This is a genomic window from Amycolatopsis orientalis, assembly GCF_000943515.2.
Taxonomy (GTDB): Bacteria; Actinomycetota; Actinomycetes; order Mycobacteriales; family Pseudonocardiaceae; genus Amycolatopsis; species Amycolatopsis orientalis.
The window spans coordinates 7333421-7359476 of record NZ_CP016174.1 but is presented as its reverse complement, the minus strand read 5'-3'; the positions used below and the strand labels follow the sequence as shown (position 1 = coordinate 7359476).

Sequence of the window (26056 nt, the reverse complement as noted above, 5' to 3'; positions counted from 1 at the left end):
TTGACCGGACTGCAGATGCGGACGGCGGCGTGTTTCCGAGGGCAGAGCCCGGCGCCGGGGCCGGATTCCATGACTTGAGTGGTTGAGAGCTAGGGGAGTGCGGTGGCATGAGCGTTGAGCGGATTTCGATTGTCGGTATCGGTCTCCGATACCCGGACGCCGGTTCCCCGGATGAACTGTGGGAGAACGTCCTCGCCGGCCGCCGGGCGTTCCGGAGACTGCCCGACGAGCGGATGAACCTTGAGGACTACTACTCGCCCGATCCCAAGGCTCCGGACCGTTTCTACGCCAAGAAGGCCGCGGTCCTGCGTGACTACGAGTTCGACCGGATCAAGTACAAGGTCGCGGGCAGTACGTTCCGGTCCACCGACACCACGCATTGGCTTGCCCTCGACGTCGCGGCGCAGGCCTTGGCGGACGCGGGTTTCCCCGAGGGCGAAGGGCTGCCGAGGCAGGCGACCGGCGTGGTGATCGGCAACAGCCTCACCGGTGAGTTCTCGCGGGCCAACATCATGCGGCTTCGCTGGCCGTACGTGCGCCGCACGGTCGCGGCGGCGCTCGCCGAGCGCGGCTGGGCCGAGGGTGACACCGCCGAATTCCTCCACGACCTCGAGGCGCAGTACAAGGCGCCGTTCCCCGAGATCGACGAGGACACCCTCGCGGGCGGGCTGGCCAACACGATCGCGGGCCGCGTCTGCAACTTCTTCGACTTCGGCGGCGGCGGGTTCACTGTGGACGGTGCCTGCTCATCGTCGCTGCTTTCCGTGGTCACCGCGGCGAACGCGCTGTCGGAGGGCGACCTGGACGTCGCCATCGCCGGTGGTGTCGACCTGTCGATCGACCCGTTCGAGGTGATCGGCTTCGCCAAGACCGGCGCGCTCGCCAAGCGCGAGATGAAGGTCTACGACGCCGACTCCAACGGTTTCTGGCCCGGTGAGGGTTCCGGGATGCTCGTGCTGATGCGCGAGGACGACGCGATCGCGCAGGGCAAGCGGATCTACGCCTCCATCGGCGGCTGGGGGGTCTCCTCCGACGGCAAGGGCGGCATCACACGGCCCGAGGCGTCCGGGCACCGCCTGGCGCTCAAGCGCGCCTACGAAAAGGCGGGCTACGGCGTCGAAACCGTGTCCTACTTCGAGGGCCACGGAACCGGGACCGCGCTGGGCGACGCCACCGAGATAGAGGCGCTCTCCACCGCCCGCCGCGACGCCGACCCGCTCGCCGACCGGGCCGCGCTCAGCACGATCAAGGGCAACATCGGCCACACCAAGGCCGCGGCCGGGGTCGCCGGGCTGATCAAGGCCACGCTGGCGGTCTACCACCAGGTCATCCCGCCCGCGACCGGCCACTTCGAACCACACGATTCGCTGGTCGGCGACTCCGCGCGGATGTACGTCCCGGCCGAGGCCGGGCTGTGGCCCTCGGACCACCCGGTCCGCGCGGGGGTTTCCGCGATGGGCTTCGGCGGCATCAACTCGCACGTCACCGTCACCGAGGCGCCGGGTGCCGCCCGGCGCAAGGAACTCGACGAGAGGACCCGGTCGCTGGTCGCCGGACGGCAGGACAGCGAGCTGCTGCTGCTCGACGCCGACGACGCCGCGTCGCTGCGCGGTCAGCTCACCGGGCTCCTGGAGGTCGTCCCGAAGCTCTCGCTCGCGGAACTCGTCGACCTCGCGGGCACGCTTTCGGCGGAACTGTCCGGAAAACCGGTGCGGGCGGCGATCGTCGCGACCAACCCGGAGGACGCCGAGCGCAAGCTGGCCAAGCTGCTCGACCTCCTCGGTGAAGGCGAACCCGAGGTCTTCTCCGCCGGTGAAGGGATCTTCGCCGGTTCGCGCACCAAGAGTCCCAAGATCGGTTTCCTGTTCCCGGGTCAGGGTTCCGGGCAGGGCACGGTCGGCGCGGTGCGCAAGCGCTTCGCCCACGCCGACGACATCTACCGCGCCGCGGGACTCTCGACCGGCGCCGACCAGGTCGCCACCGACGTCGCGCAGCCGCGGATCGTCACCGGCTCGCTCGCCGGGCTCCGGGTCCTCAAGAGCCTCGGCATCGAGGCGCAGACGGCCGCCGGGCACAGCCTCGGCGAGCTGACCGCGCTGCACTGGGGCGGTGCGCTCACCGAACGCGAAGTCCTCAAGCTGGCCAAGATCCGCGGCAAGGTGATGGCGACCGCGAGCGACGGAAACGGTGCCATGGCGGGGATCGCCGCCACCCCGGGCGTCGCCGAGCGGCTCGCCGAGGGTGAAGAGGTCGTCATCGCCGGGTACAACGCGCCCGAGCAGACCGTCCTTTCCGGACCGTCGGAGGCGATCGACCGGGTCGTCGCCCGCGCCAGGGCGGAGGGTTTCACCGCCACCCGCATCAACGTCTCGCACGCCTTCCACTCGCCCGCGGTCGTCCCGGCCGCCGAGGCGATGACCGAGGAACTCACCGCGTTCGAGTTCGCACGGCTCGACCGGCCCGTGGTGTCGACGGTGACCGGCGACGTCCTGCACGCCGCCGAGGACCTGCGCGATCTGCTGCGCGACCAGGTCGTGCTGCCGGTGCGGTTCCGTGAGGCGGCCGCGAAGGTCGCCGAGCGCAGCGACCTGGTGATCGAGGTCGGCCCCGGCCGGGTCCTCACCGGGCTGTTCGGCGAGATCGCGCCCGGCACCCCGGTGCTCGCGATCGACACCGACAGCCCCACGCTGGCCGCGGTGCTCAAGGTCGCCGGCGCGGCGTTCGCGTTCGGCGCCCCGCTGGAGACCTCGGCGCTGTTCGCCGGCCGGGTCGTCCGGGCCCTGCCGGTGGACGGCGAGTTCTCGTTCCTCGCCAGCCCGTGTGAGGCCGCGCCGTCCATCGGCGCGGAACTGGCCCGCGACCGGGTCGCCGAACCCGCCGAGGCGGCCGCTTCAGGGGAGGCATCGGAGAACGGGGGCAGCAGCACGCTGGACCTGCTGCGCAAACTCGCCTCCGAGCGGGTCGAACTGCCGCTCGAGGCGGTCACCGCCGACACGCATCCGCTCGACGACCTGCACCTTTCGTCGATCACCGTCGGGCAGCTGGTCAACGACGTCACCCGCGCGCTCGGCCGTCCGGCGCTGGAGGGCATGCCGAACTTCGCGACCGTCTGTCTCGGCGAACTCGCCGAGATGATCGACGAACTCGCGCAGACCGCCAAACCCGCCGACAGCAACCAGGCCGAGGTCGCCGGCGTCGGACCGTGGGTCCGGCCGTTCGCGGTCGAGTACGTCGTCGCGCCGAAGCCCGCGCCCGACCTCACGACCGGCATCTCGACCGCGGAATGGACCGCGTTCGCCCCGGCCGGTCACCCGCTGGCGGAGCCGCTGCGCACCGCACTCGCGGGCGCCGGTGTCGGCGACGGTGTCCTCCTCTGCCTGAACGAGGACAGCGACGCCGACGACGTCGGGCTGTTCCTGGACGCGGGCCGCGCGGTGCTGGCCGCGCCCAACGGCACGCGGTTCGTCGTGGTGCAGCACGGTCTCGGCGCTTCCGGCCTGGCGAAGACGCTGCGGCTGGAGGACCCGTCGGCCCGGACCACGATCGTCGATCTGGCCGACGTCAACCCGGTCGACCCCGAGGCCGTCGGGGCCGCGGTGTCCACTGTGGTCACCGAGGTCGCGGCGACGAACGACTTCAGCGAGGTCCGCTACGACTCCGCCGGGGTCCGCACGGTGCCGAAGCTCGGCGCCCTGAAACCGGCCGAGACGGAAGGCACGCCGCTCGGCACCGACGACGTCCTGCTCGTCACCGGTGGTGGCAAGGGAATCACCGCGGAGAGCGCGCTGGCGCTGGCCAAGGACTCCGGCGCGAAACTGGCCCTGCTGGGCCGGAGCGACCCGGCCGACGACGCCGAACTGTCGGAGAACCTCGGCCGGATGGCGGCGGCGGGCATCACCTACCGCTACGAACGCGCCGACGTCACCGACGACCGGCAGGTGGCGGACGCCATCGGCCGGATCCAGGCCGAGTTCGGCCCGGTCACCGCGGTCCTGCACGGCGCGGGCCGCAACGAGCCCGCCGCGCTGTTCTCGCTGACCGAGGAGACCTTCCGCAAGACGCTGGCGCCGAAGATCGGCGGTCTCAACGCCGTCCTCGACGCCGTCGACAAGGACAGGATCAAGCTGCTGGTCACCTTCGGCAGCATCATCGGGCGGGCGGGCCTGCGCGGTGAGGCGCACTACGCCACGGCCAACGACTGGATGACCGAACTGACCGTGCGCTTCGGCCTCGAACACCCGCAGGCGCGGGCGATCGCGCTCGAATGGTCGGTCTGGTCCGGGACCGGGATGGGCGAGAAGCTCGGTGTCGTCAGCGCCCTGATGCGCGACGGCATCACCCCCATCCCGACCGAGGAGGGCATCGAGATCCTCCGCCAGGTCGTCGGCGATCCGGCCGCCCCGTCGGTACTGGTCGTCTGCGGCCGGACCGCGGGGCTCGCCACCCTGCCGGTGGAGAAGCGCGAACTGCCGCTGAACCGCTTCGTGGACCGCGCCGTGGTGCACTACCCGGGGGTCGAGCTGATCACCGAGGCCGACCTCTCCGCGGGCAGCGACCCGTATCTGGCCGACCACCTGCTCGACGGTCAGCTGCTGTTCCCCGCGGTGATCGGGATGGAGGCGATGACGCAGGTCGCCAAGGCCACGCTGGCCGCGGAAAGCCTGCCGGCGCCGGTGTTCTCCGACGTCGAGTTCCTGCGGCCGATCATCGTCTCGCCGGGCGGCTCGACCACGATCCGGCTCGCCGCGCTGGCCAGGGACGCCGAAACGGTGGACGTGGTGCTGCGCAGCGGGGAGACCGGGTTCAGCGCCGACCACTTCCGTGCCCGGCTGCGGTTCAGCCGTCCGGATCCGCTCGGCGACACGGTGGTCCGCGACGTCGCGCTGCCGCCGGTCCCGGTCGACCCGACGACCGAGCTGTACGGCACGGTCCTGTTCCAGGGCAAGCGGTTCCAGCGGGTCACCGGCTACCGGCGGGCCAGCGCGCGGCACGCGGTCGCGGAGATCGCGACCGGCGCCGAGGTCGACTGGTTCGCCCCGTTCCTCCCGCAGGAAAAGCTCCTGGCCGACCCGGGCACCCGCGACGCGATGATGCACGCGATCCAGTGCTGCGTCCCGGACGCGACGCTGCTGCCGCAAGGGATCGAGCGGCTGTACCTCGCCGAACCCGGCGAGCAGCATCCGGAGTACGTGCTCCTCGACGCCCGTGAGCGGTCGCAGGACGGCGACAGCTACCTCTACGACCTCGACGTCCGCAACCCCGACGGGAAGCTCGTCGAGCGCTGGGAAGGACTGAAGCTGCGCGCGGTCCGCAAACGCGACGGGGAAGGGCCTTGGGTCCCGTCGATGCTCGGATCCTATTTGGAGCGTTCCGCCGAACGGCTGCTCGGTTCGTCCCGGGCGATCGTCGTCGAACCGGATCCGGTGGGCGTTTCCGTCGAGACCACGACGGAACGACGGGCGCAGACGGCGCTGGCCGCCGGCCGCGCGGTCGACGCCCCGCTCGAGATCCGCTACCGCCCGGACGGGAAACCGGAGGCCGACGGGGTCGAGGTGAGCGCGTCGCACAGCGCCGACCTCACCCTGGCGATCGCCGGCAGCGGCCGGATCGCGTGCGACGTCGAGACGGCGATCGAGCGGACACCGGAGGACTGGGCCGGATTGCTCGGCGAGGACCTGCTTTCGGTCGGCGAACTGCTCGCCGCCGACGCCCGCGAACCGCTCTCGGTCGCGCACACCCGGGTCTGGAGCGCGCTGGAATGCGTGCGCAAGACCGGCGACATGACACAGGCGCTCACCGTGCACCGGGTCGACCCGGACGGCTGGGCGGTGCTTTCCCACGGCAGTGCCCGCATCGCCACCTGGGCGACGACCGTCAACGACCGGACCGATCCCGTCGTCTTCGCGGTGCTCCAGGGAGAGGAGAACTGACCATGGCCGACTACTACGAGATCCTGCATACGGTCGGGTTCGAAGAGACCAACCTGGTGGGCAACGTCTACTACGTGAACTACGTGCGCTGGCAGGGCCGGTGCCGCGAGATGTTCTTGAAGGACAAGGCACCCGCGGTGCTCGAAGAGGTCCGCCGCGACCTCAAGCTGTTCACCCTCAAGGTCGATTGCGAGTTCTACGCGGAGATCACCGCGTTCGACGAGCTGTCCATCCGGCTGCGGCTGGAAGAGCTGACCCAGACCCAGATCCAGTTCACCTTCGACTACGTCCACCTCACCGACGAGGGCGAGCGGCTGGTGGCGCGCGGACGGCAGCGGATCGCGTGCATGCGCGGTCCGAACACGGCGACGGTGCCCAGCCGGGTGCCCGAGCAGCTGCGTGAGGCGCTGGCCCCGTACGCGGTCAACGGCAAGGGAGAATGACGTGGGCACGAGCGCGCCTGCAGAAGAATCCCCGGAGCCTTCGCGGCCGGTGCTGAAGCGCCTGCCGACCCCCGCCACCCGGCGCCGGTTGTCGGCGCAGGCCGGGCTGCGGGAGGTGATGGGCCAGTTCGCCACCGGGGTCACCGTGCTGACCGCCGGCGGCGAACGGGCACACGGGATGACAGCCAACGCCGTCACCTCGGTGTCGCTGGAGCCGCCGATGGTGCTGTGCTGCGTTTCCCGGGCCGCCCGGATGCACGACGCGATCGTGACGGCGGGCTCGTACGCGGTCACGGTGCTCGCGTCGGACCAGAAAGACCTCGCGAAGTATTTCGCCGACTGGCGCCGCCCGGCCGGGCTCGCGCAGTTCGACTCGGTGGACTGGACGGCCGGGCCGCAGACCGGCGCCCCGCTGCTCGACGGCGCGCTGGCGTGGCTGGAATGCGAACTCGCCGAGGTCCACGAAGGCGGTGACCACTCGATCTTCCTCGGCCGGGTGGTCGCCTCCAGCCGCGGCACCGCCCAGGATTCGCTGGTCTTCTACGGCGGCGGCTACCACCAGATCGACGGCCGGGTACGGGCATCGGCCTAACGGGAGAGGAATTGTCATGACCATCAACGAATCCACCACGCCCGCCCCGGCCCTCTCGCCGGAGCGGCCGCCGGTGGTGACCACGATGCCTCGGCTCGGGCGGGGGGTGTGCTGGCGCGACATCGTGCGCGAGATCGAACTCGACGAGCTCGAGCGCGAGGCCCGTATGGGGGAGGCGGCGTGACCCTGCAAGGCGATCCGGGCGCTCAGCGCACGGAGGACTCCGAGGTGGTGCCGCTGCCGGAGGACCGGCTGCGGCGTCCCCGGATCCCGAGGGCGACCGACGGGCAGGTGATCCCGCTCGCCCGCGGCGCCGAACCGGTGCATCCGCCCGAACCGACGATGCCGTTGCTGCGGTCCCAGCGCGACGAACTGCGCGAACACATCGTCGACGGGCGGCTCGACGGCGTCCGCCGTCAGCACTCGCTCGGCAAGCACACCGCGCGTGAACGACTGGAACTGTTGCTGGATCCCGATTCCTTCACCGAGGTCGAGTTGTACCGTCGGCATCAGGCGAGTGGGCTCGGGCTGGCGGAGAACCGGCCGTACACCGACGGCGTCGTCGCCGGTTCCGGCACCATCGACGGACGGCGCGTGTTCGTCTACGCGCAGGACTTCACCGTCTTCGGCGGTTCGCTCGGCGAGGCGCACGCGGCGAAGATCCACAAGGTGATGGATCTGGCCATCGCCACCGGTTCACCGCTGATCGGGCTCAACGACAGCGGCGGGGCGCGGATCCAGGAAGGCGTCATGGCGCTCAACGGCTACGGCGGCATCTTCCGCCGTCAGGTCGAGGCGTCCGGCGTCATCCCGCAGATCAGCGTGGTACTGGGACCGTGCGCGGGCGGGGCGGCGTATTCGCCGGCGCTGGCGGACTTCGTCTTCATGGTGCGCGACACCGCCCGCATGTACCTGACCGGCCCGGACGTCGTCGAGACGGTGACGGGGGAGCGCGTCAGCCACGACGAACTGGGCGGCGCGGACGTGCACGGGGCGTCGTCCGGCGTCGCGACCGTGGTGCACGACGACGAGGAGAGCTGCCTCGCCGACGTCCGCTACCTGGTGTCGCTGCTGCCGTCGAACTACCTCGACCCCGCGCCGCGCGAGCCGTCGCAGGACGCGGGCAAGGACCGGCGGCCCCGGTTCGCCGAACTCGTCCCCGTGGAACCGAACAAGCCTTACGACATGCGGGACGTGTTCGCGGAACTGGCCGACGACGGGGAGTTCTTCGAACTGCACGAGCGATGGGCCCGGAACGTGCTGTGCGCGCTCGCGCGGATCGACGGGCGGGTGGTCGGCCTGGTCGGCAACCAGCCGGTGGTGTTCGCCGGGGTGCTCGACGGGCCGGCTTCGCAAAAGGCGGCGCGGTTCGTGCGGTTCTGCGACGCGTTCAGCATCCCGCTGGTGACGCTCGTGGACGTCCCGGGCTTCCTTCCCGGCGTCGAGCAGGAGCATTCCGGGATCATCCGGCACGGCGCGCAGCTGCTGCACGCCTACTGCGAGGCGACCGTGCCGCGGATCCAGGTCATCCTGCGCAAGGCCTACGGCGGCGCGTACATCGTGATGGACTCGCGGTCCATCGGGACCGACCTGTCGCTGGCCTGGCCGACCAACCAGATCGCCGTGATGGGTGCCGAGGGCGCGGTCAACGTGCTGTTCCGCAAGGACCTCGCCGCCGCGGCCGATCCGGACGCGTTGCGCGCCCACCTGGTCGCCGAGTACACCGAGGAGTTCATGAACCCGCAGTACTCGGCCGAACGCGGCCTCGTCGATGACATCATCGACCCGGCCGACACCCGCTCGGCCGTCGCCAGGGCCCTGGACATGCTGCAGGACAAGCGAAAGGCGGCACCCCAGCGCAAGCACGGCAACCACCCGATCTGAACGGGGGACACATGTCACCGTCTGAAAAGGACACGACGCCGGTCTTCCGGGTCCTGCGGGGGGACCCGGAGGACGTCGAACTGGCCGCGCTCGTCGCCGTCTTCGGCGCGCTCGCCTCGGCGGCGCCCCCGCCCGTCACGCCCGCGCGCTCCGCGTGGTCGTCGCAAACGAGGGCGACTTGGCGTACTTCGGTCTTGCGCTGAGAGAAAGGCTCGTGAGTGGTAATGACGGTTCTAACCGTCATTACCACTCACGAGCCTTTCTCTTTTAAGCGACGGTCGCGAGCCGGTGTGCGGCCTCGGTTTCCCGCCGCGGCGGATACGTGCTGTGGTGCGGGTGCACGGCGACGTAGAGGATCCCGCCGGCCACCACCGTCTCCAGGTCCGTTCGCTCCCCAGGCTCGAACGGGCCCCCGCAGGCGGCGCAGGTCCGCTGCCGCTCCGCCGCGCTCATGGGCGGTCCCGTTGTTCGGGGACGGCCGGGTCCGGCCACGACAGGCCGAGCAGATCGACGTCCAGTTCGTCGTCGGCGTAGATCTCGTACGGGTCGAGGCGTTCGGTCATGGTGTGCTCCTTGGGTTTTCGGCTAGGACAAGAGCACTACCGGGGCCCCCTCACCGGCGACTTGTTATTTGCTCATCGCGGACTCCAGTCATCTTCGAGCGTGCCACGATCGCACTCCGATCGGCGGGGGCCATCCTTGGTTGTCAAGTGAGCGGTTCATCGAAGGCCGGGAGGAACGTCATGACGGCACAGGTGCGAATTTGGGTCGTGACCGATGATTTCGACCCGCGCGGGATCACCGACACCGACGAGACGGTGGTCGTTCCGGAGCCGAGACGGGCCGCCGAGAACGAATTCGTATCCGAGAACGTCATCCTCGGATACAACTAGCGACATGGGCCGCGACCAGCACGGACAGCATGAACAAAGAAGACCACCGGGTCCCGCGGACGGGAGAATGAACACCGTCCGCGACCTGGCGAGACCTCGAGGAGGCCTTCGGATGGCTATGCGCCTCCAGCTCACGTCGGGTTTGCAGGTGCTGGAGGAATGGGCCGCCAACGCGCCACAAGCGGACCGCAACGTGATTTACGAAGCGCTGTTCGCGGTCGCCGACGGGTCCGCTTTCCTCATTTACGACATTTTCGGAGATGGCCGCGATCCGCATCAGTTCATCATTCTGGTGAAACACGACCTCGTCATCAGAATAGGGCTCAAGCGGACCGATTCCTCGTTCGAGATCGTCTATATCGGCGCCTTGGAGCACGGTACACCCGCCGCGGCGTGGGCCGAGGATTCGGACGGGTCCTGACCTGCTGTGCGGCCAGGTGAGTCCGGCCAGGACGAACTTCATACCGCTGAATGGCCGAGTGTCGTCCTCGATACCCGCACCCTTTCGCACCAATGGATCGTGCGTTCCTCATCTTGACATCTTCCGCTTCGGCGTGAAATTCTTCCGGTGTTTGCGGATGGGGAAATCATAGCGGCCGGACAGTGTTGCCGAAACAGTGTGGTCGAAAAGGCTGCGTGCGGTCATCGAGGTATGGAGGCACGGAAAATGTCGTCACCCGAATTCCCTGGACTGGACGTTTCCACGCGGGTACGCGCGCGTGACATTCAAATGGCCGGTGTCGCCGACGTCCGCCGCCGGGTACTGATGATCTCCGGCGCGATCGACACCACCGACCACGACGTCTCGGTCAGTGTCAACCTGCCGGAGCCGGGCCGCTGGCAGGTGATCAAGTCCGAGACCAACCTGACCGACAAGACCTGGGTCGCGATGCAGGTCGTCACCGACGAGGATTCGACCTTCGTCAACGACGCCGAGACCCTCGTGCTTTCGCGCCAGTTCTCGAAGTCCTTCATGACGCCGGACCAGCGCCGTCTCACCTTCTACGACGGTGAGGTCCGCCCCGGCGAGGCCGTGCTGAAGGTGTACTCGCTGGACGCGGGCGGGCGGAAGCCGACCTACTCCTACTCCCGCTACAGCCCGATCGCGACCGACACCGCGGAGCAGTCGCAGCAGACGCTGGAAGAACTGATCAGCAACGGGATGAAGCAGCGTCCCGTGATCGAGCTGATCGTCCCGGTGACCGTGATCGGCTGAGCACGCCGGTGATCACCTTCGTCCCGGAACCCCATCTGCTCGACTCGCCGCGCGGGCGGGAATGGCCGGTCCTCCCGGCCACCCGCGCGACCATCGCCCCCGAACCGCCGCCCGGTGCCGACGTGGTCATCGTCGGGGCCGGACCGGCCGGGCTCGCGGTCGCTTCCGCGCTGTGGCACCACGGCGTCCGTGACCTCGTCATCGTCGACCGCGACGGCCGTCCCTGCGGCCGGTTCTTCGACCGGATCGACCTGCTCGGCCAGCGCGTGCTGCGCTCGCCCTATGAACACCACCCCGGCGTCGAGGGCTATCGCGACTGCGAACTGCTGGACTTCGCCCGGCTGCACTGGTCGGTGCTGACCCCGGTGGAGCGCCGGGAGATCCGGATGGCGCAGGCCGGGCACCGGTCGGTCGTCCCCGTCGACGTCTTCGAGGCTTACTGCGCCCATCTGGCCGCCGGCCACCACGTCACGGAGCGGACCTGGCGCGGCTCGGTCCGCGAGGTGCTGCCGACGGCGGCCGCGGTCACCGTGCGCGCCGACCGGTTCTCCGTCACCGCGCGGCACGCGGTGCTGTGCCTCGGCGAGGAACGCCGTCCGGCCCCGGACACCTGGTGGGGCGGCGGCTATCCGCCGCGCGGCGTGAGCTACTGGGACGAACCCGTTCCCTCCGGCGGAAAGCGGCTCGCCGTCGTCGGTGCGGGCCTCACCGCGGCGCATCTGATCACCAACGGCCTCGCCCAAGGCCGCGAGGTGCACTGGGTGGTCCGTGAAGCGGGCGAGCGCTACCAGTGCGCCGATGTCAATTCGTCGTTCTTCCGCCCCGAAGGCCGCGCCCGCTTCGACGGTGTGAGCTGGTCCGAACGACTCGAGCTGATGGGCCGCTTCCGGCGCGCGTCGATCATGTTCGAGTTCCGGCCGGCGCTCGAAGCCGCCGAAGCCCAAGGCCGGTTGGTCGTGCACCGGGGCAAGGCGATCACGAAGGTGACGCCGGGAGTCGGCCTCCACCTCGAAGGCGGTGAGACGGTCGCCGTCGACCACGCCGTCCTGGCGCTCGGCACGACGCCGTCGATCGGGGACGGCCTGATGCCCGGCGAAGCCGTCCTCGACCGCGGTGGCTGGCCACAGCTGGACGAACGCACCTTCGCCTACGTCGGCGCCCCTCGCGTCTTCGCCGTCGGCGCGGCCGCCGGAATGGCGCTGGGCCCGGCCGCCCGCAACATCGACGGTCACCGCGTCGCCACCGCCCGGGTCGCGGCCGCCATCGCCGGGAACCTGCGCCGGGAACCCTCGCCGCGGGTCGCCGCAAAGGATGTCGCCCGTGTCTGAGCCCTACGACTCCCGGTTCACCCTGCCCTCGATCGACGACGCCCCGTCGACCGAGGCCGGGGTGATCCTGATGGGACTGGACGCCGAACGCCTGCTCGCCGGTGTCGGCCTCGCCCGGATCGCCGACGAGCCCGCGCTGGTCGCCCTCGCCGTCGACCAGGCCAGGCACGACGCGCTCGACCTCGGCACCGACGCGCTGGTCACGGCGGGGATCGCCCGCTGGCGCGCGGTCCGCCCGCTGATCGAGGCGGGCCCGGAGATGACCACGGCCGGTTCGCTGCGCAAGGAATGGGAACAGACCACGGCGCGGGTCACCGCCACGGTGACCGGGCTGGGACCGGCCTCGGTCGCCTGCCTCGCCGCCTGCTGGCTGCGCCGCGAAGACGTCGACCAGTTCGCCGAACACGGGCGGGCGCCGGAAAAGGGGAGTACGCGCGATGTCCTATCTCAAGTCTTTGCCGACTGACACCACGCTGCTGCAGGTCTTCCAGAAGTTCCCGGCCCCGGCGTCACGGCTGCTGGACTTGCACGAACTCGTCATGCGGGCGCCGTCGGCGTTCGACGCCGGCGAACGGGAACTGATCGCGGCGTACGTCTCCGGCATCAACGAGTGCCAGTACTGCCACGGGGTCCACACCGTCACCGCCGAGGCATTCGGTGTGCCGGAAGGCCTTCTGGCCGCCGCACTGGCCGATCTGGACTCCTCGCCCGTCGACGAGCGCCTGAAGCCCGTCTTGGCCTACGTGGGCAAGCTGACGCGGACACCGTCGAAGATGACCGACGCCGACGCCGAAGCCGTGTTCGCGGCGGGCTGGGACGAGGCCGCGCTGCACGACGCCGTCCTCGTCTGCGCGCTGTTCAACTTCATGAACCGGATGGTCGAAGGACTCGGGATCCGCGCCGACGCCGCGTACGCGAAGACGTCGGGCGTGCGGTTGAAGGACGGCGGGTACGCCGGTCTCGCGCGGCTGCTCACTTCCTGAGCCCGCGGATGACTACGCCATTCGTGAAGCCAGTGCCTTCCGGTGACCACGCTCGGTCATTATCGCCTGATGAGAGCACGTGATCGCGCTCCGTCAGCGAATCCGGCCGCACTACTCCATTCGATAGCCGCGCGCGCGGAAACGGCGCAGTCGAAGAGAACCTTCTGGCGTAGGTGAAAAGCACGACTCCACGATGATGCATGGCACTGGTTGACGACCGGCCCCGGGCAGCACGATCTCTTCATCGAAGGAACACCCCGATAACCTCCGAAAACGTCTGGGAGCCACTCGATGAAGAACGCTGTGACCGACAACGTCCGTTCGCTCTTCGCCGTCCGGGGAATCGACACCGATTCCGCCGTGAACCAGGTCGACCTGGTGATCGACCGCTTCGACAACTGGACCAACCGCCCGGGCGGTCAGGTCTTCGACTGCTTCACCGGCGCCTGTTGCACCGCCCCGCCCCTGGCCGAGGCGAGCTGAGCGCACCCCTCCGGCCGTCTCTCGCGCCCCGAACGCGAGAGACGGCCGGTCGCGCGTCCGGAGGGAGATGTGATGACCGCGGCCAAGACGAACCCGTGGCGTGTCCTCGGCGTGCTCTGCGTCGCGAACTTCCTCGTCCTGCTGGACACCACCATCGTCAACACCGCCGTCCCCGACATGATGAGCCGCCTCGACGTCGGCCTCGGCGAGATCCTCTGGATCCTCAACGGCTATCTGCTGGCACTGGCGTCGCTGCTGATCTTCTTCGCCCGCCTCGGTGATCTCGCCGGGCCCCGGCGGCTTTTCGTCCTCGGACTCGCCGTGTTCACCGCCGCTTCCGCGCTCTGCGGGCTCGCGGACGGCCCCGGCTGGCTCATCGCCGCCCGGGTCGCGCAGGGGATCGGCGCGGCGATCCTGAGCCCGCAGGCGTTCGTGCTGATCGCGGCGATCTTCCCGCCCGAGCGGCGGGGCGCGGCGTTCGGCCTGTTCACCGCGGTCGCCGGGATCGCGGCGATCAGCGGCCCGACCCTCGGCGGGCTGCTGGTCACCGAGTTCGGCTGGCAGTCGGTGTTCCTCCTCAACGTGCCTGCCGGGCTCGCCGGGATCCTGCTCGCGCTGCGGGTGGTGCCCGACGCGCGGACCGGGGACCGGCACCGGTTCGACGTCGTCGGCGTGGTGCTGGTGACCCTCGGCCTGGTCGGCGTCGTCCACGGCCTCATCGAGAGCGAACGTCAGCGCTGGGTCACGATCGCGAGCTTCGCGGTCGCGCTCGTCGCGCTCGTGGCGTTCGTCTTCTGGGAACGGGGGAGACGCGACCCCCTGATGCCACTGGACCTCTACCGTGAGCGCGGCTACCGGATCGCCACCGCGCTCACCCTGGTGACCGCGTTCTCGATCGCCGGTTTCCTGCTCGTGTTCGTGCTCCAGACGCAGAACCTGCTCGGGATGAGCCCGCTGATGTCGGGGGTCGCGGCCTTACCGTGGACGCTGGCGCTCAGCGCGGTCGCCCCGGTCGCGGGCAGGCTGGCGGACCGCTTCGGCGGCCGGTGGCTGCTCGTCGGCGGTCTCGGCCTGTACGCGGCCGGGGTGGCCGGGACGGCGTTGCTGCCGGACGAGACGTCGACGGCCGCCGTGTTCGTGCTCCCGCTGATCGCCGTCGGCGTCGGGCAGGGGCTCGCCATCGCCCCCGCGACGACCGAGGCCCTGCGCGCCATCCCGCCCGGTTCGGCGGGCGCCGCGTCGGGGGTGCTCAACACCGCCCGCCACGTCGGGTCGGCGCTCGGTGCCGCGGTCGCGGGCGTGCTGTTCCAGACCACGGTGTCCGCAGGTCCGTTCGACGCGGCGCGCACCACCTACCTGATGCTGGCGGTCGTACTCGTGGCCGCAGCGTTCTTGGCCGTGCGGATGCCCGGCCGTACGACGGAAAGTAACCGACCGACCGCGGAATCCGTAGCGGTGTGACTCGTTCGCCGTAGCGCCCACGATGTGGACACGGCTTGACGGCGACGACTCGCCACCCGAACGGCGGAACGCGTTCCGCCCGGCCGTGTTTATGTTGGGTCACGGGGGCGTGCTCGGAGGGGCGGCGCGATGGTGATCAGGGTTCTGGTGGCCGAAGACATGCACATCGTCAGGGGGGCGCTGGTAGCGCTACTGCGGCTCGAGCCGGACATCGAAGTGGTGTCCGAAGTGGCGTCCGGTGACGAGATCCTCGCCGCCGCACGCACTTCGCGCACCCAGGTCGCGGTCATCGACATCGACCTCCCCGGCAAGGACGGTCTCACCGCCGCCACCGAACTGCACGAACAGCTTCCCGAGGTCAGAACACTGATCCTGACCAGCCTCGGCAGGCCCGGCACGCTCCGCCGGGCGCTCGCGGCCAAGGTGAACGGGTTCCTGTTGAAGGACGCGCCCGCGGAGAAGCTCGCCAACGCCGTACGCGGTGTCGCGGCCGGACGGCGGATGGTCGACGGCGATCTGGCGCTGGCCGCGTGGGACACCGTGGACTGTCCGCTGACGCCACGGGAGATCGACGTCCTGCGGCTGACCGCGGAAGGCCGCGACACCCTGGAGGTGGCCGCGAAGGCCTTTCTCTCCACCGGAACCGTGCGCAACTACCTGACCACGATCGTGTCGAAGCTCAACGCGCGCAACCGGGTCGACGCCATCCGGATCGCCAAGGAGTCCGGCTGGATCTAGAGCGACTCTAGACCGGCACGACCGCGCGCAGCCGGAAGCGGCCGTCGGGTTCGACCCCCGCGGTCAGTTCGCCGCCCAATCCGGCGACGCGGTCGGACATGTTCGTGATGCCGCTGCCGGCGGCTTCGACGCGCACCGGCTTGCCGGATCCGGCGGGCCGCCCGTTGCCGACGCCGTCGTTGACGATGTCCAGCGCGACGCCGTCACAGGTCCGCCGCACGGCGATCTCGCAGCGTTCGACCTTGCTGTGCCGCAACACGTTCGTCACGCCCTCGCGCAGCACCACGGCCAGCACCGTGCGCACGGTCGCGGGCAGGTCCTCGTGCTCGACCTCCAGCCGCACCTGGACATCGGCGGCCACCAGCACCGCCTGCGCCGACCGGGACTCCTGATCCAGCGACAGTTCCCGGTAGCCGCTCGCCACCGAGCGGACGTCGGTCAGTGCCTGCCGGGTCAGCCCGAGGATCTCCAGCAGCTCGTCGGAGGCCCTGGTGGTGTCGATGTCCATGATCCGGCTGGTCAGCTCGCTCTTCAGCGCGATCGCCGAAAGGCTCATCCCGAGCAGGTCGTGCAGATCGCGGGCGAACCGCAGCCGCTCCTCCGCGACCGCGACCTCGGCGAGGCGTTTGCGGGTCTCGCCCAGTTCGGTCACCAGGCGGATCAGCCAGATGAGACCGAAGACCATCAGCCCGGTGTTCAGGATCGACGCGAAGCTGTAGAAGCCGCCGAGGAAGTCGGTGCCGTAGCTGATCCGGATCAGCACCACACCGGCGGCGGTCGCGGCGAACGCCGTCCAGCCAGCCAGCGGTGGCAGCACCAGCAGCGCGGTACCGGCGAACAGGCTGGGCAGGCTCACCCACGCGTTCCCGAGCGGGATCAGGGGCAGGAAGATCAGGCAGGCTTGGACGAAGAGCAGCGCGTAGCTCTGCCGCGAGCGCAGCCGGACGTTCGGCCGGGCGAAATAGGACAGTTGCAGCGTGATCAGCGCGGTGAGATACCCGGCGATGAGCGTGAGGTACCAGCCGTCGTCGGTCAGCATGAACGCCCGTGTCATCGCGGAGAGACCGAAGAGGATGAAGACCGCCGTCAGTGTCCACTGGACGTTCCTGGCGTCGATCCTCGACCAGTGGCCGGGGCCCTGTGCCAGCACCGCCTCGGCGGGCTCGGCCTGCTCCGGCACCGGCAGCTCGGCGTGCAGCCGCCACCGGCCTCCCGCGTCGAGGCCCGCGTTCAGCGTCCCGCCGTGCCCGTCGACCTCCTGGGTCACCTCGCGCAGGCTCTCGGCCGTCTCCTCAGGCACGTCCTCGTGCGCCGTGCCGTCGTGGACGATCTCCAGCGCGACCCGGCCCTCGCTCGTGCGCACGGTGATCTCGCAGTGCTCGACGCCGGTGTAGCGGAGCACGTTCGTGACACCCTCCCGCAGCACCTTCGCCAGCAGGGTACGCAGCTTCACCGGCAGCTCGACCTGTTCGAGGTCGACCCGCACCGCGACGTTCGACGCCGAAAGCAGCGAGACCGCGGTCCGCGATTCCTTGTCGAGCGACAGTTCCCGGTAGCCCCTGGCCACCGACCGCACGTCGGACAGCGTGCGCTGCGCGATCCCGGTGATCTCGGCGAGTTCCTCGCGGGCCCGGTCCAGCGATTTGCTCAGCAGCCGGTGCACCAGCTCGCCCTTCAGCGCGATCGCGGAAAGGCTCAGCCCGAGCAGGTCGTGCAGGTCCCTCGCGAAGGCGAGCCGCTGTTCGGCCACGGCGCGCCTCGCCAGTTCGGTCCTGGCCTGATGCAGTTCGGTCACCAGCCGCGCGAGCCAGGTCAGCAGGTACACGACCAGCGCGTAGAAGACCGCGGTGATGCTGTCGAACACCGCCCCGAGCCAGGTGTCGTCGTAGGTCCACAGGATCCACGTCGTGGCCGCCATGAACACGGTGAACACCGTCCAGCCCGTCCGGGGCCGGAAGAGCAGGAGCGCGCTGCCCGCCGCGAGGGTGGTCAGCGAGCTCAGCGCCGCCTCGAAGTGCAGGGTCGGGAGGTAGGCCAGACAGGCTTGGACCGCCAGCATGGCCTTCGCGAGCCTGGTGTCCAGCCGGACGGCAGGACGGCTGAAGTACAGGAGCTGGATCGCCAGCACGGGCCCGACGTAGAGCACCGCCAGCAGGCCCTGCCAGAAGTCCACCCCGGGCTGCAACAGCACCGCGAGGAGACCGAACAGGCAGGAGTTGACGAAGACGACGGTGATGATCAGCCCGGCCAGGAACAGCGCCCGCCGGGGGCGCCGGTCGATCCCGGCGGTCCCCAGAGGTTCGGCGGTCACCGCGAGCTGATCCGGCACAGGCACTCCAGTGATGACAGGAGACGTCTTACTTCGTCGTGCTTCGCCCGCACGATGGCCGTGGCCGGGCGCCGCACGACCTTCCATCGCGGTGTATTCGGATACTAGCCCATGCTTGTTACCCCGGTTGATCCTTCCGGGTAAGGGAGAACGGCGAACGCGAGGACATTTCCCCCTCGGTGACAGGGAAAATCCCGCCGGTCGCCCGCGTGGGTGTGGGACGTTCGCACCACGCGGACGTTCGCGGAACACGCCACGATGGAAGACGTGCGACGAGGACGGCTCCACTGTGTACGCCACGCCGGGACGGCCTGTCACGGCGCCCGGACACGGATGGCCCTAAGCTCGGCGCATGGCGAGGTATTTCGACGTGCATCCGGAAAATCCGCAACGACGCGCGATCGGACAGGTCGTCGACATCCTGCGCGCGGACGGGCTCATCGCGTACCCGACGGACTCCTGCTTCGCCCTCGGCTGCCAGCTGGGGAACCGGGACGGCATCGATCGCATCCGGAGTATCCGCAAACTCGACGACCGCCACCATTTCACCTTGATGTGCCAGGACTTCGCCCAGCTGGGCCAGTTCGTGCACGTGGACAACGCGGTCTTCCGCGCGGTCAAGGCGTCCACACCGGGCGGTTACACGTTCATTCTCCCGGCCACCAAGGAGGTTCCGCGCCGCCTGATGCACCCCAAGAAGAAGACGGTCGGCGTGCGCATCCCGGACCACGTGGTCACGCAGGCGCTGCTGGGCGAACTCGGGGAACCGCTGCTGTCGAGCACGCTGCTGCTGCCCGACCAGGACGAGCCGATGACCCAGGGCTGGGACATCAAGGAGCGGCTGGAGTACGTGGTGGACGCGGTGATCGACTCCGGCGAATGCGGCGTCGAACCCACCACGGTGATCGACTTCTCGTCGGGGGAGCCGGAGATCGTCCGCCGGGGCGCCGGCGACACCGCACGCTTCGAATGACGCGAGCCGGCACCTCGGTGGTGCCGGCTCGCGCGCGGATCCCTTCTCGTCAGTGCGTGACGAGCCCTTCGGCCTTCGACGGGGCCGAGGGGATGTGGAACAGGCGCGTGAACAGCTCCAGATGCGCCGCGTCGCCCTTGATGGCCACCGCGCCGCAGGTGAGCGCGCTCGTGGCGTCCAGCTCGCCGTTCAGCAGCTTGAGCATGAGCGGGCCGCGCGGCTCGATGACGATGTCCGGATCCGGATGCGGCCCCTCGCCCGCGGTCACCGCGCCGTCCTCGACCACCGCGTGGACGATCATCTGGTCGCCGTAGTGCAGTTCGAACGAGCCCTGGACGCCGTGTGCCTCGTCCGGCTGGAACGTCGTGTACAGCGACAGGATGGCCGCGTCGAGGGTGAACAGGTCGTCCGCCGCCGGGTCGGTGAGCGACCGGGCGCCCCACAGGCCCAGCTGCAGCAGGATCTGGTCGAGGTCGTTGCCGTACTCGGTCAGCTCGTAGACCACGCCGGCGTCGAGCTGCGAGAGCACCCGGCGCTGCACGACGCCGTGCCGTTCGAGTTCGTTGAGCCGGGTCGAGAGGATGCTCGTCGGGATCTTCGGCAGGCCCTGCTGCAGCTCGTCGAACCGTTTCGGGCCGAGTACCAGGTCGCGGATCACGAGCAGGGACCAGCGTTCCCCGATGATCTCGAGCGCGCGGGCGAGGCCGCAGAACTGGCCGTAGGTGCGAGCGGTCATGCTTGACTCCTCAACTTCCTTGATCTGGTGACGGGGTGGTGTTCGTCGGCCGGTCCGGCGATCAGCGGATCGGGTGGCCCTCGGAGAGCAGTTCGCGGTGCAGCTCTCGCAGTTCGGCGCAGGGTTCCACCCCCAGTTCCTCGTCGAGCCTCGCCCGCAGCCACTGGTAGGAGGCCAGTGCGTCGCTGCGCCGGCCGCTGAGCCCCAGCGCGCGGATCAGCTGGGCGTGCAGGGTTTCGTCGAGCGGGTTCGCGGTGGCCAGCGACCGGAGCACGCCGAGCATCTCCCGGTGCCGCCCGGACCGGATCTCGGCCTCGATCCACAGGTCACGGGCGTTGCGCCGGTGCTCCAGCAGATAGACGGTGTAGGCGGCCAGCGTCGGTCCACAGTGGATGTTGGCCAGCGGGGGACCGGACCACAGGTCCAGCGCGGTACGGAACGCGTGCGCGGCCGCCGCGTCGTCGCCTTCGGCCAGCAGATCGCGGCCGAGGCACAGGAGTTCCCCGAACTCCGACACGTCGACCACGGCCGGGTCGACATCCAGCCGGTAGCCGGGCGGGCTGGTGACCAGCAGGCCGCCGTCGCCGTCGGGGTCGAGATGGCGGCGGAGGTGGTGGACATAGGTGTGCAGGGTGCGGCGGACGCTACGCGGGGGAGTGTCGTTCCACAGCTCGTGGACCAGCGAATCGACGTGGACGGTCTTGCCGGGGCGGATCAGCAGCATCGCCAGCAGCTGCAGGAGTTTCGGCGTGGTCGGCGCGCGGTCGGCGCCGCCGGCGTGCAGTTCGAGCGGGCCGAGCAGCCGCGCGCGCACCACGTCCGGCCTCCGGTGCGCGGTGGTCGTGGTCGCGATGTCGACCGGTCCGGTACTCATCCCGTGTCTCCCCTGCCCCTCCGGAGAACTCCCCCTCTGTGACGGTGACAGAGGGAGAACCCGGGGAACAGTGCCGGAAACATCCGGGGAACCGTGATTTATTCGTTGCCCCGTATGCGATCGTCATGACCTGGCGCATGGAACCGGTTGGGGCAAAGGAGAAGACGCGAAAGGGCTCAGAGCCAGTCGGAATCGGTGGCGATGCGGATGGCGTCGACCCGGTTGCGGGCGTTGAGTTTCGTGACCACCGTGGCGAGATAGTTGCGCACGGTTCCCGGTGAGAGGAAGAGTTCCGCCGCGATGTCGGCGACCGTGTGCCCGTTCGCGGCGAGCCGCAGGATCTCGGCTTCCCTCGGCGTCAGCGGGCAATCTTCCGTTTCCCAGGCGGACAGCGCGAGTTCGCTGTCGATGACGCGGCGGCCGATGGCGACCGAGCGGACGGCGTTGGCGAGCTTGTCGGCCGGCGCGTCCTTGAGCAGGAAGCCGTTGACCTTCGCGTCGAGTGCCCGGCGCACGGTGCCCGGGCGGCCGAGCGAGGTGAGGATCAGCGTGCGGACGCAGGGAAGTTGCTGGTAGAGCTCGGAAGCGGCGGAGAGCCCGTCCTTGGCCGGCAGGTCGATGTCGATGATCGCGACGTCCGGGAGGTACTCCGCGGCCATCGGGAGGATCTTGTCGCCCGAGCTGACCTCGGCGACGACTTCGATGTCCTGTTCGAGGTTCAGCAGCGCGACCAAAGCGCCGCGAACCATGTGCATATCTTCGGCCAATAGGACTCGGATCACTCCGACCTCCTCTTCCCCAGACGCGCTAACTCTCAGTGTACATAGCAAACCCGGAAGAGTGAATCTGAATCGCACGATGCAAGGTTGTGCTTTTCCTGGGACCAGACTCGGCCGATCAAGGCCCTGGTGAGCTGCGGTGATGGGGAAGCTTCGGCGATCATGAAAGTGCTATCGATCGATTACTCAGTGTCAGGTCAGAAGACGGTAAAAATGCCGCCAGAAGTGCATTTCATTCCACGGCGAGTACGTTGCGACCCGGTGAATTCGTCCGGCGAACGGGTGAATTCACCATTGTCCGGTTCCGGGAATGGACTGTTCGGCGGTACCGGCGGGCACCTCGATCGGCCGTCGAGCCCACGGCGATCACCGCGTGGTCTCCTCGGCATGAGCCGAGTTCGCGCGCGAAGCCGACACTATCCACAAAGGACGTATGTGATGAGCTCATTGCTGGGTGCCCTGCGCAAGGTCCTGTTCGCACCCTCGCTGGCTTCGGTCGGCTTCGAGGGCCGAGGGTTCGGGGTGCCGCCGACGGCGGCGACGGCCCGGCTGGAGTCGATCCCGCAGTCGGTGGTGTGCGGGTTCGAATGGGGGATCGACGCCCCGGCGCTGTGGGAGGCCGAACGGCGGCTGGACATGGTGGAGCCGGAGATGCGCGGGTTCGCCTACGAGGGCGCGGCGATGGCGTTCACCATCCTCGACGTCATGCCCGGCGGCCGTAAGGACCGCACGGCCGAACTGATGAGCGGCCCCGGCCGCCCCCATCTGTTCCTGACCTACATCGGCATCGGATTCGCCATGGCACGGCTGCCCCGGCCGCTGTGGAAGAAGGTGCTGCCGGATCTCGACGGCGTGCCCTATCACCCGACGATGAGCTGGCTGGCTGTCGACGGCTACGGCTTCGACCGCGCGTACTTCGACACCCGCAAATGGGTGGACGGGCAGTTCGTCCCCGCCCCGTACGCGTGGGCCGGCGCGCCGTCGTACTTCGCCCGCGCCTGCGATCAAGGCGTCGGGCGGGCGCTGTGGTTCATCAACGGTGCCGACCCGGTGAAGGTCGCCGCGGCGGTGAACCGCTTCCCGGCCGGGCGCCGTCCGGACCTGTGGAGTGGTGTGGGACTGGCCTCGACCTTCGCGGGAGGCTGCGATCAGCGAGGGCTGACGACGCTGCGCGAAGCGGCGGGGGAGCACCAGGACGAACTCGGCCTCGGCGTCGTCTTCGCGGTGAAGGCGCGGACGTTCTCGTCGTTCGTCCCGCCGCACACCCGCCGGGCCGCGCGGACGCTCGCCGGACTGAGCATCGAAGAGGCCGTCGACCTGGCCGACCGGACCGAGGTGGCGGAGAACGCCGCCGACGGGACGCCCGCCTACGAACTGTGGCGGCAGAACATCCGCGAGGCCTTCGCCCCTTCGGCCGGGCGCCTCTCCGCCTGAGGTCCTGGAGATGTCATGAGGGGTCCCCATCGGACGGAATTCGTCCGATGGGGACCCCTCATGACACCCCAGGTGAAGATCAGGCGGCGTGCTTGAACGGTTCCGGCCGGTGCCGCAGATCGGGCAGCGCCAGCAGGACCGGCGGGTCGAACAGGCGCTTCGGGCGCACCCGCAGGTCCGCCAGCCGCGCGGTGACGCCCGGTTCGACGGTGATCGGGCCGTGGTGGCCGGTGTACCCGGTGCCGCGGCGCGTGAGCGGACCGGTCACGCAGTGCGCGACGAGGTGCCAGGTGCCCTCCGGGACCTCGGTCAGCTGATAGGGGCCGGGCGCGTCGATGACCGTGTAGCGCACGGGCGCGCCCTCGGGGATCCGCGTCGGGAAGAGACCGACGAAGACGAGGCCGGGCGAGATCTCCGGCGGCGCCGACACGAAACCGCGGACGATCGCCGGTTTCGCGCCGGGCCGGGGTTCACCCGCCAGCCGTCGCTGGAAACCGCCCTGCTGGCGGTACGCGGAGGGGGAGAGGCCCACGCGGCTGCTGAACCGCGTGCTGAAGGTGCCGACACTGTTGTACCCGACGCGGTGGCTGATGTCGGCGACCGTGATCGAGGTCGTCAGCAGCAGGCGCTTGGCCTCGTCGAGCCGCAGCGCGGACAGGAACCGGCCGGGCGAGACGCCGGTGGCCTGCTGGAACACCCTGGTGAAATGGAATTTGCTGAACGTCGCGGCGCGGGCGATGTCGTCGATAGTGAGCTCTTCGCCCAGTTTCTCGTTCATGGCCCCAATGGCTCGCTCCACGGCTCGCCGGACAGTCTCATCCATTGTACCGTCCTTTCGCTCGAGGAATTCTGGCTTGCTTTGCGGTTTCCGACAGTAGTGTTCGCCGCCGCTTCTCCTGAAGTGCTTGATTCACCGGCGGATATGGATTCCTGTGCTCCGGGACGTGAAAATCTCACATGCGAAAACCACAGGTCGGCGGTGGTGCGCACACTGGATCCCGGGCGTCGGCGACCGCAGAATTGCTGGTAGCGCAATCATGCCGGACGCACCCCGGCCGTGTTGGCGCGGTCCGAAGAAAGTATTCCCGCGGCAACACAGAACCGGCCCTTGACCGTGTCCCCCCGCGACGGTCAAGGGCCGGTTTCCATTTCGCGGGACGGGTGTGTGAGGATAGTATTGTCGGTTCGGGGGCGAGGCGCTGGAGAAAGGCAGATGGGGACGATGATCAAGGTCCTGGTGGCGGAGGACATGCACATTGTCCGTGGGGCCCTGGTCGCGCTGCTCGGGCTGGAAGCCGATATCGAGGTCGTCGCCGAATGCGCCAGCGGTGACGAGATCCTCCCGCTCGCCCAGTCCGCGCGTCCCGACATCGCGCTCATCGACATCGACCTGCCGGGCAAGGACGGGCTCACCGCGGCCGCCGAACTGCACGAACAACTGCCCGGCGTGCGCACGCTGATCCTCACCTCGCTCGGCAGCCCTGGAACCCTTCGCCGGGCCTTGGCCGCGAAGGTCAACGGCTTCCTGCGCAAGGACGCGCCCGCCGACAGGCTCGCCAACGCCGTCCGCGGGGTCGCCGCCGGACGGCGCGTCGTCGACGGCGATCTGGCGCTCGCCGCCTGGGACAGCGAGGAATGCCCGCTGACCGCGCGGGAGATCGAGGTCCTCCGGCTGGCGTCGGTCGGTTCCGACCCGACCGAGATCGCGGCCGAGCTGTTCCTCTCGGCCGGGACAGTGCGGAACTACCTGACGACGATCGTGTCGAAGCTCAGCGCCCGCAACCGCGTCGACGCGGTGCGGATCGCGCGGGAGTCCGGCTGGCTGTGACGCCGGACCGGCTCACCGGGTCGGGACGTTCATCGTCGCGAGGGCGAGATCCGCGGCGAAGGCGCCGGGCGAGGCCGCTTCCGCGAACAACCGGCGCTGCCGGGCCGCGCCGGTCCCGTGCTCGAAAAGCGAGTTCAGTCCTTGCTCGACGTCCTCGATGTCCCCCGTGGCCCTGAGCGCCGGCCGGATGAAGTCGACGAGTTCGCCGAGAAGGTCGCGCTGATCGGCCTCCCGCCCGGTGAAGACGTCGATACCCGGCCCGTCGAGACCCCGGCGCGCGGCGGCCGTCAACGCCGCACCGATCCGGGCGCCGCGGGCCCGCGGCGGGTCGGTCGTCACGGCGCAGGTCGCGACCAGCCCGCGTACCAGCGCCGTGAGGAGCACGGCGTCTTCGGCGGACAGGCAGACGTCGGCGATCCGCACCTCCACCGTGGGATGGCGAGGCGAAAGCCGGGCGTAGAAGTACACGCCCGGCACGTCGAGGGCGGCGCCACGGCGTAAGGCGTCCTCGACACTGCGGTCGTACGCGGCCGCGTCTGGCCATTCGTCGGGCGGCCTGGCCGTCGGCCACCGGTCCCAGAGCGGGAACCGCCTGCTCGCCCAGCCGGAATCGGCGCCGTGCTGGATCGGGGAGTTGGCGCTGAGCGCCAGCAGCGGGGCGAGCCACGGCCGCAATCCGGCGAGGACCCGCGCGCCCAGATCCCGCGACGGCAGACCGACGTGCACATGACAGGCGCAGGTGCCCGCGCCGTCGATCAGCTCGGGGAACGCCTTGGCCATCCGCCGGTACCGGGGCTCGGGCGTGATCGCGCCCCGGCGCAGGTCACCGGGCGGAATCCCCGCCGCCACCATGAGACAGCCGTCGGCCTCCGCCGCTTTCGCGACGAGCTGCCGCAACCGAGTCAGTTCCGAGCGCACCTCGTCGAGACCGCGGCAGATGCCGGTCGCGGTCTCGATCTGGAACAGCATCAGCTCGCCGGTGACGTCCGGTTCGGGGGCGAGGTGTTCGAGAAGATCGGGCGCGCGCAAGGCGACCGAGCCGTCCAGCGGATCGAGGAGGACGAACTCTTCTTCCACGCCAAGGGTGAAAACAGTGCCGTCGACCGCCATGGCTCCCCGTCTCTGGTGGTTTTCGCCGGTACCACTGAATCT

At 69.6% G+C, this 26056-nt stretch carries 25 protein-coding genes; 18 read left to right on the top strand and 7 right to left on the bottom strand.

Annotated features, from left to right (window positions below; translation table 11 throughout):
* The first annotated feature begins 107 nt into the window (after window positions 1-107).
* Genes SD37_RS32010 through SD37_RS31990 form a run of 6 tightly spaced genes read left to right on the top strand, consistent with a single transcriptional unit; the run spans window position 108 to window position 9052 of the window.
* Window positions 108-5930, top strand: a complete 5823-nt coding sequence (locus tag SD37_RS32010) for a type I polyketide synthase (RefSeq protein ID WP_044855857.1) — start codon at window positions 108-110, stop codon at window positions 5928-5930.
* A gap of 2 nt (window positions 5931-5932) precedes the next feature.
* Complete coding sequence (locus SD37_RS32005; protein ID WP_044855858.1) at window positions 5933-6373, top strand: acyl-CoA thioesterase; 441 nt, start codon at window positions 5933-5935, stop codon at window positions 6371-6373.
* A gap of 1 nt (window position 6374) precedes the next feature.
* Window positions 6375-6965 carry a flavin reductase family protein gene (locus tag SD37_RS32000; protein WP_044855859.1) on the top strand — a complete coding sequence of 197 codons (591 nt, stop codon included), beginning with the start codon at window positions 6375-6377 and terminating at the stop codon, window positions 6963-6965.
* A gap of 16 nt (window positions 6966-6981) precedes the next feature.
* Complete coding sequence (locus tag SD37_RS43285) at window positions 6982-7149, top strand: DUF6222 family protein (RefSeq protein ID WP_167369676.1); 168 nt, start codon at window positions 6982-6984, stop codon at window positions 7147-7149.
* A complete protein-coding gene (locus SD37_RS31995; protein WP_044855860.1) occupies window positions 7146-8849 on the top strand; it encodes an acyl-CoA carboxylase subunit beta in 1704 nt (567 codons plus the stop codon). The genes SD37_RS43285 and SD37_RS31995 overlap by 4 nt, the downstream gene beginning before the upstream one ends.
* An 11-nt stretch (window positions 8850-8860) precedes the next feature.
* Window positions 8861-9052, top strand: a complete 192-nt coding sequence (locus SD37_RS31990; RefSeq protein WP_044855861.1) for an acyl-CoA carboxylase subunit epsilon — start codon at window positions 8861-8863, stop codon at window positions 9050-9052.
* 64 nt (window positions 9053-9116) lie between these two features.
* Here SD37_RS31990 and SD37_RS31985 read toward each other — a convergent pair whose 3' ends face one another.
* Window positions 9117-9302, bottom strand: a complete 186-nt coding sequence (locus tag SD37_RS31985; protein ID WP_044855862.1) for a hypothetical protein — start codon at window positions 9300-9302, stop codon at window positions 9117-9119.
* Between the two features lie 290 nt (window positions 9303-9592).
* Between SD37_RS31985 and SD37_RS43280 the strand changes: the two genes are divergently transcribed.
* The 9 genes from SD37_RS43280 to SD37_RS31945 all read left to right on the top strand — a co-directional run bounded on the left by SD37_RS43280 (window position 9593) and on the right by SD37_RS31945 (window position 15951).
* Complete coding sequence (locus SD37_RS43280) at window positions 9593-9742, top strand: hypothetical protein (protein ID WP_167369675.1); 150 nt, start codon at window positions 9593-9595, stop codon at window positions 9740-9742.
* A 112-nt stretch (window positions 9743-9854) separates the two neighbouring features.
* Window positions 9855-10163, top strand: a complete 309-nt coding sequence (locus tag SD37_RS31980) for a DUF6235 family protein (protein ID WP_044855863.1) — start codon at window positions 9855-9857, stop codon at window positions 10161-10163.
* A 309-nt stretch (window positions 10164-10472) separates the two neighbouring features.
* Window positions 10473-10958, top strand: a complete 486-nt coding sequence (locus tag SD37_RS31975) for a DUF6423 family protein (RefSeq protein ID WP_037305508.1) — start codon at window positions 10473-10475, stop codon at window positions 10956-10958.
* Between the two features lie 8 nt (window positions 10959-10966).
* Window positions 10967-12286 (top strand): FAD-dependent oxidoreductase, encoded by a 1320-nt coding sequence (locus SD37_RS31970; RefSeq protein WP_044855864.1) that lies wholly within the window; start codon window positions 10967-10969, stop codon window positions 12284-12286.
* On the top strand, window positions 12279-12752 hold the full coding sequence (locus SD37_RS31965) for a DUF6187 family protein (RefSeq protein WP_044856042.1): 474 nt from the start codon (window positions 12279-12281) through the stop codon (window positions 12750-12752). Before SD37_RS31970 ends, SD37_RS31965 begins: the two co-directional genes overlap by 8 nt.
* Entirely contained in the window at window positions 12724-13269 is a 546-nt protein-coding gene (locus SD37_RS31960; protein WP_044855865.1) for a carboxymuconolactone decarboxylase family protein, read from the top strand. The genes SD37_RS31965 and SD37_RS31960 overlap by 29 nt, the downstream gene beginning before the upstream one ends.
* Before the next feature lie 291 nt (window positions 13270-13560).
* Complete coding sequence (locus SD37_RS31955) at window positions 13561-13752, top strand: hypothetical protein (RefSeq protein WP_037305504.1); 192 nt, start codon at window positions 13561-13563, stop codon at window positions 13750-13752.
* A 72-nt stretch (window positions 13753-13824) separates the two neighbouring features.
* Entirely contained in the window at window positions 13825-15213 is a 1389-nt protein-coding gene (locus tag SD37_RS31950) for an MFS transporter (RefSeq protein ID WP_044855866.1), read from the top strand.
* Between the two features lie 129 nt (window positions 15214-15342).
* Window positions 15343-15951, top strand: coding sequence for a response regulator transcription factor (locus tag SD37_RS31945; RefSeq protein ID WP_083255140.1), 609 nt, complete (start codon window positions 15343-15345; stop codon window positions 15949-15951).
* Between the two features lie 7 nt (window positions 15952-15958).
* On the opposite strand, the gene SD37_RS31940 is transcribed toward SD37_RS31945, so the two are convergent.
* Window positions 15959-18280 (bottom strand): sensor histidine kinase, encoded by a 2322-nt coding sequence (locus SD37_RS31940; protein WP_083255139.1) that lies wholly within the window; start codon window positions 18278-18280, stop codon window positions 15959-15961.
* Window positions 18281-18632: 352 nt separating this feature from the next.
* Here SD37_RS31940 and SD37_RS31935 point away from each other — a divergent pair, with 352 nt between their 5' ends.
* Window positions 18633-19253, top strand: a complete 621-nt coding sequence (locus SD37_RS31935; protein WP_044855868.1) for an L-threonylcarbamoyladenylate synthase — start codon at window positions 18633-18635, stop codon at window positions 19251-19253.
* Between the two features lie 49 nt (window positions 19254-19302).
* Here the strand turns inward: SD37_RS31935 and SD37_RS31930 are convergent, their stop codons facing one another.
* The 3 genes from SD37_RS31930 to SD37_RS31920 form a co-directional block, all read right to left on the bottom strand.
* The gene (locus SD37_RS31930; protein WP_044855869.1) at window positions 19303-19989 is read right to left on the bottom strand and encodes a winged helix-turn-helix transcriptional regulator; all 687 of its coding nucleotides are present in this window, start codon (window positions 19987-19989) and stop codon (window positions 19303-19305) included.
* A 61-nt stretch (window positions 19990-20050) separates the two neighbouring features.
* Window positions 20051-20863, bottom strand: coding sequence for an AfsR/SARP family transcriptional regulator (locus tag SD37_RS31925; protein WP_044855870.1), 813 nt, complete (start codon window positions 20861-20863; stop codon window positions 20051-20053).
* A gap of 176 nt (window positions 20864-21039) precedes the next feature.
* Entirely contained in the window at window positions 21040-21645 is a 606-nt protein-coding gene (locus tag SD37_RS31920) for a response regulator transcription factor (protein ID WP_044855871.1), read from the bottom strand.
* 435 nt (window positions 21646-22080) lie between these two features.
* Here SD37_RS31920 and SD37_RS31915 point away from each other — a divergent pair, with 435 nt between their 5' ends.
* Complete coding sequence (locus SD37_RS31915) at window positions 22081-23076, top strand: DUF1702 family protein (protein ID WP_044855872.1); 996 nt, start codon at window positions 22081-22083, stop codon at window positions 23074-23076.
* A 79-nt stretch (window positions 23077-23155) separates the two neighbouring features.
* On the opposite strand, the gene SD37_RS31910 is transcribed toward SD37_RS31915, so the two are convergent.
* A complete protein-coding gene (locus SD37_RS31910) occupies window positions 23156-23854 on the bottom strand; it encodes an AraC family transcriptional regulator (RefSeq protein WP_083255137.1) in 699 nt (232 codons plus the stop codon).
* A 444-nt stretch (window positions 23855-24298) separates the two neighbouring features.
* Here SD37_RS31910 and SD37_RS31905 point away from each other — a divergent pair, with 444 nt between their 5' ends.
* On the top strand, window positions 24299-24904 hold the full coding sequence (locus SD37_RS31905; protein WP_005154150.1) for a response regulator transcription factor: 606 nt from the start codon (window positions 24299-24301) through the stop codon (window positions 24902-24904).
* A gap of 12 nt (window positions 24905-24916) precedes the next feature.
* Here the strand turns inward: SD37_RS31905 and SD37_RS31900 are convergent, their stop codons facing one another.
* Window positions 24917-26014, bottom strand: coding sequence for a carboxylate-amine ligase (locus SD37_RS31900; RefSeq protein WP_044855874.1), 1098 nt, complete (start codon window positions 26012-26014; stop codon window positions 24917-24919).
* Between the last annotated feature and the right edge of the window lie 42 nt (window positions 26015-26056).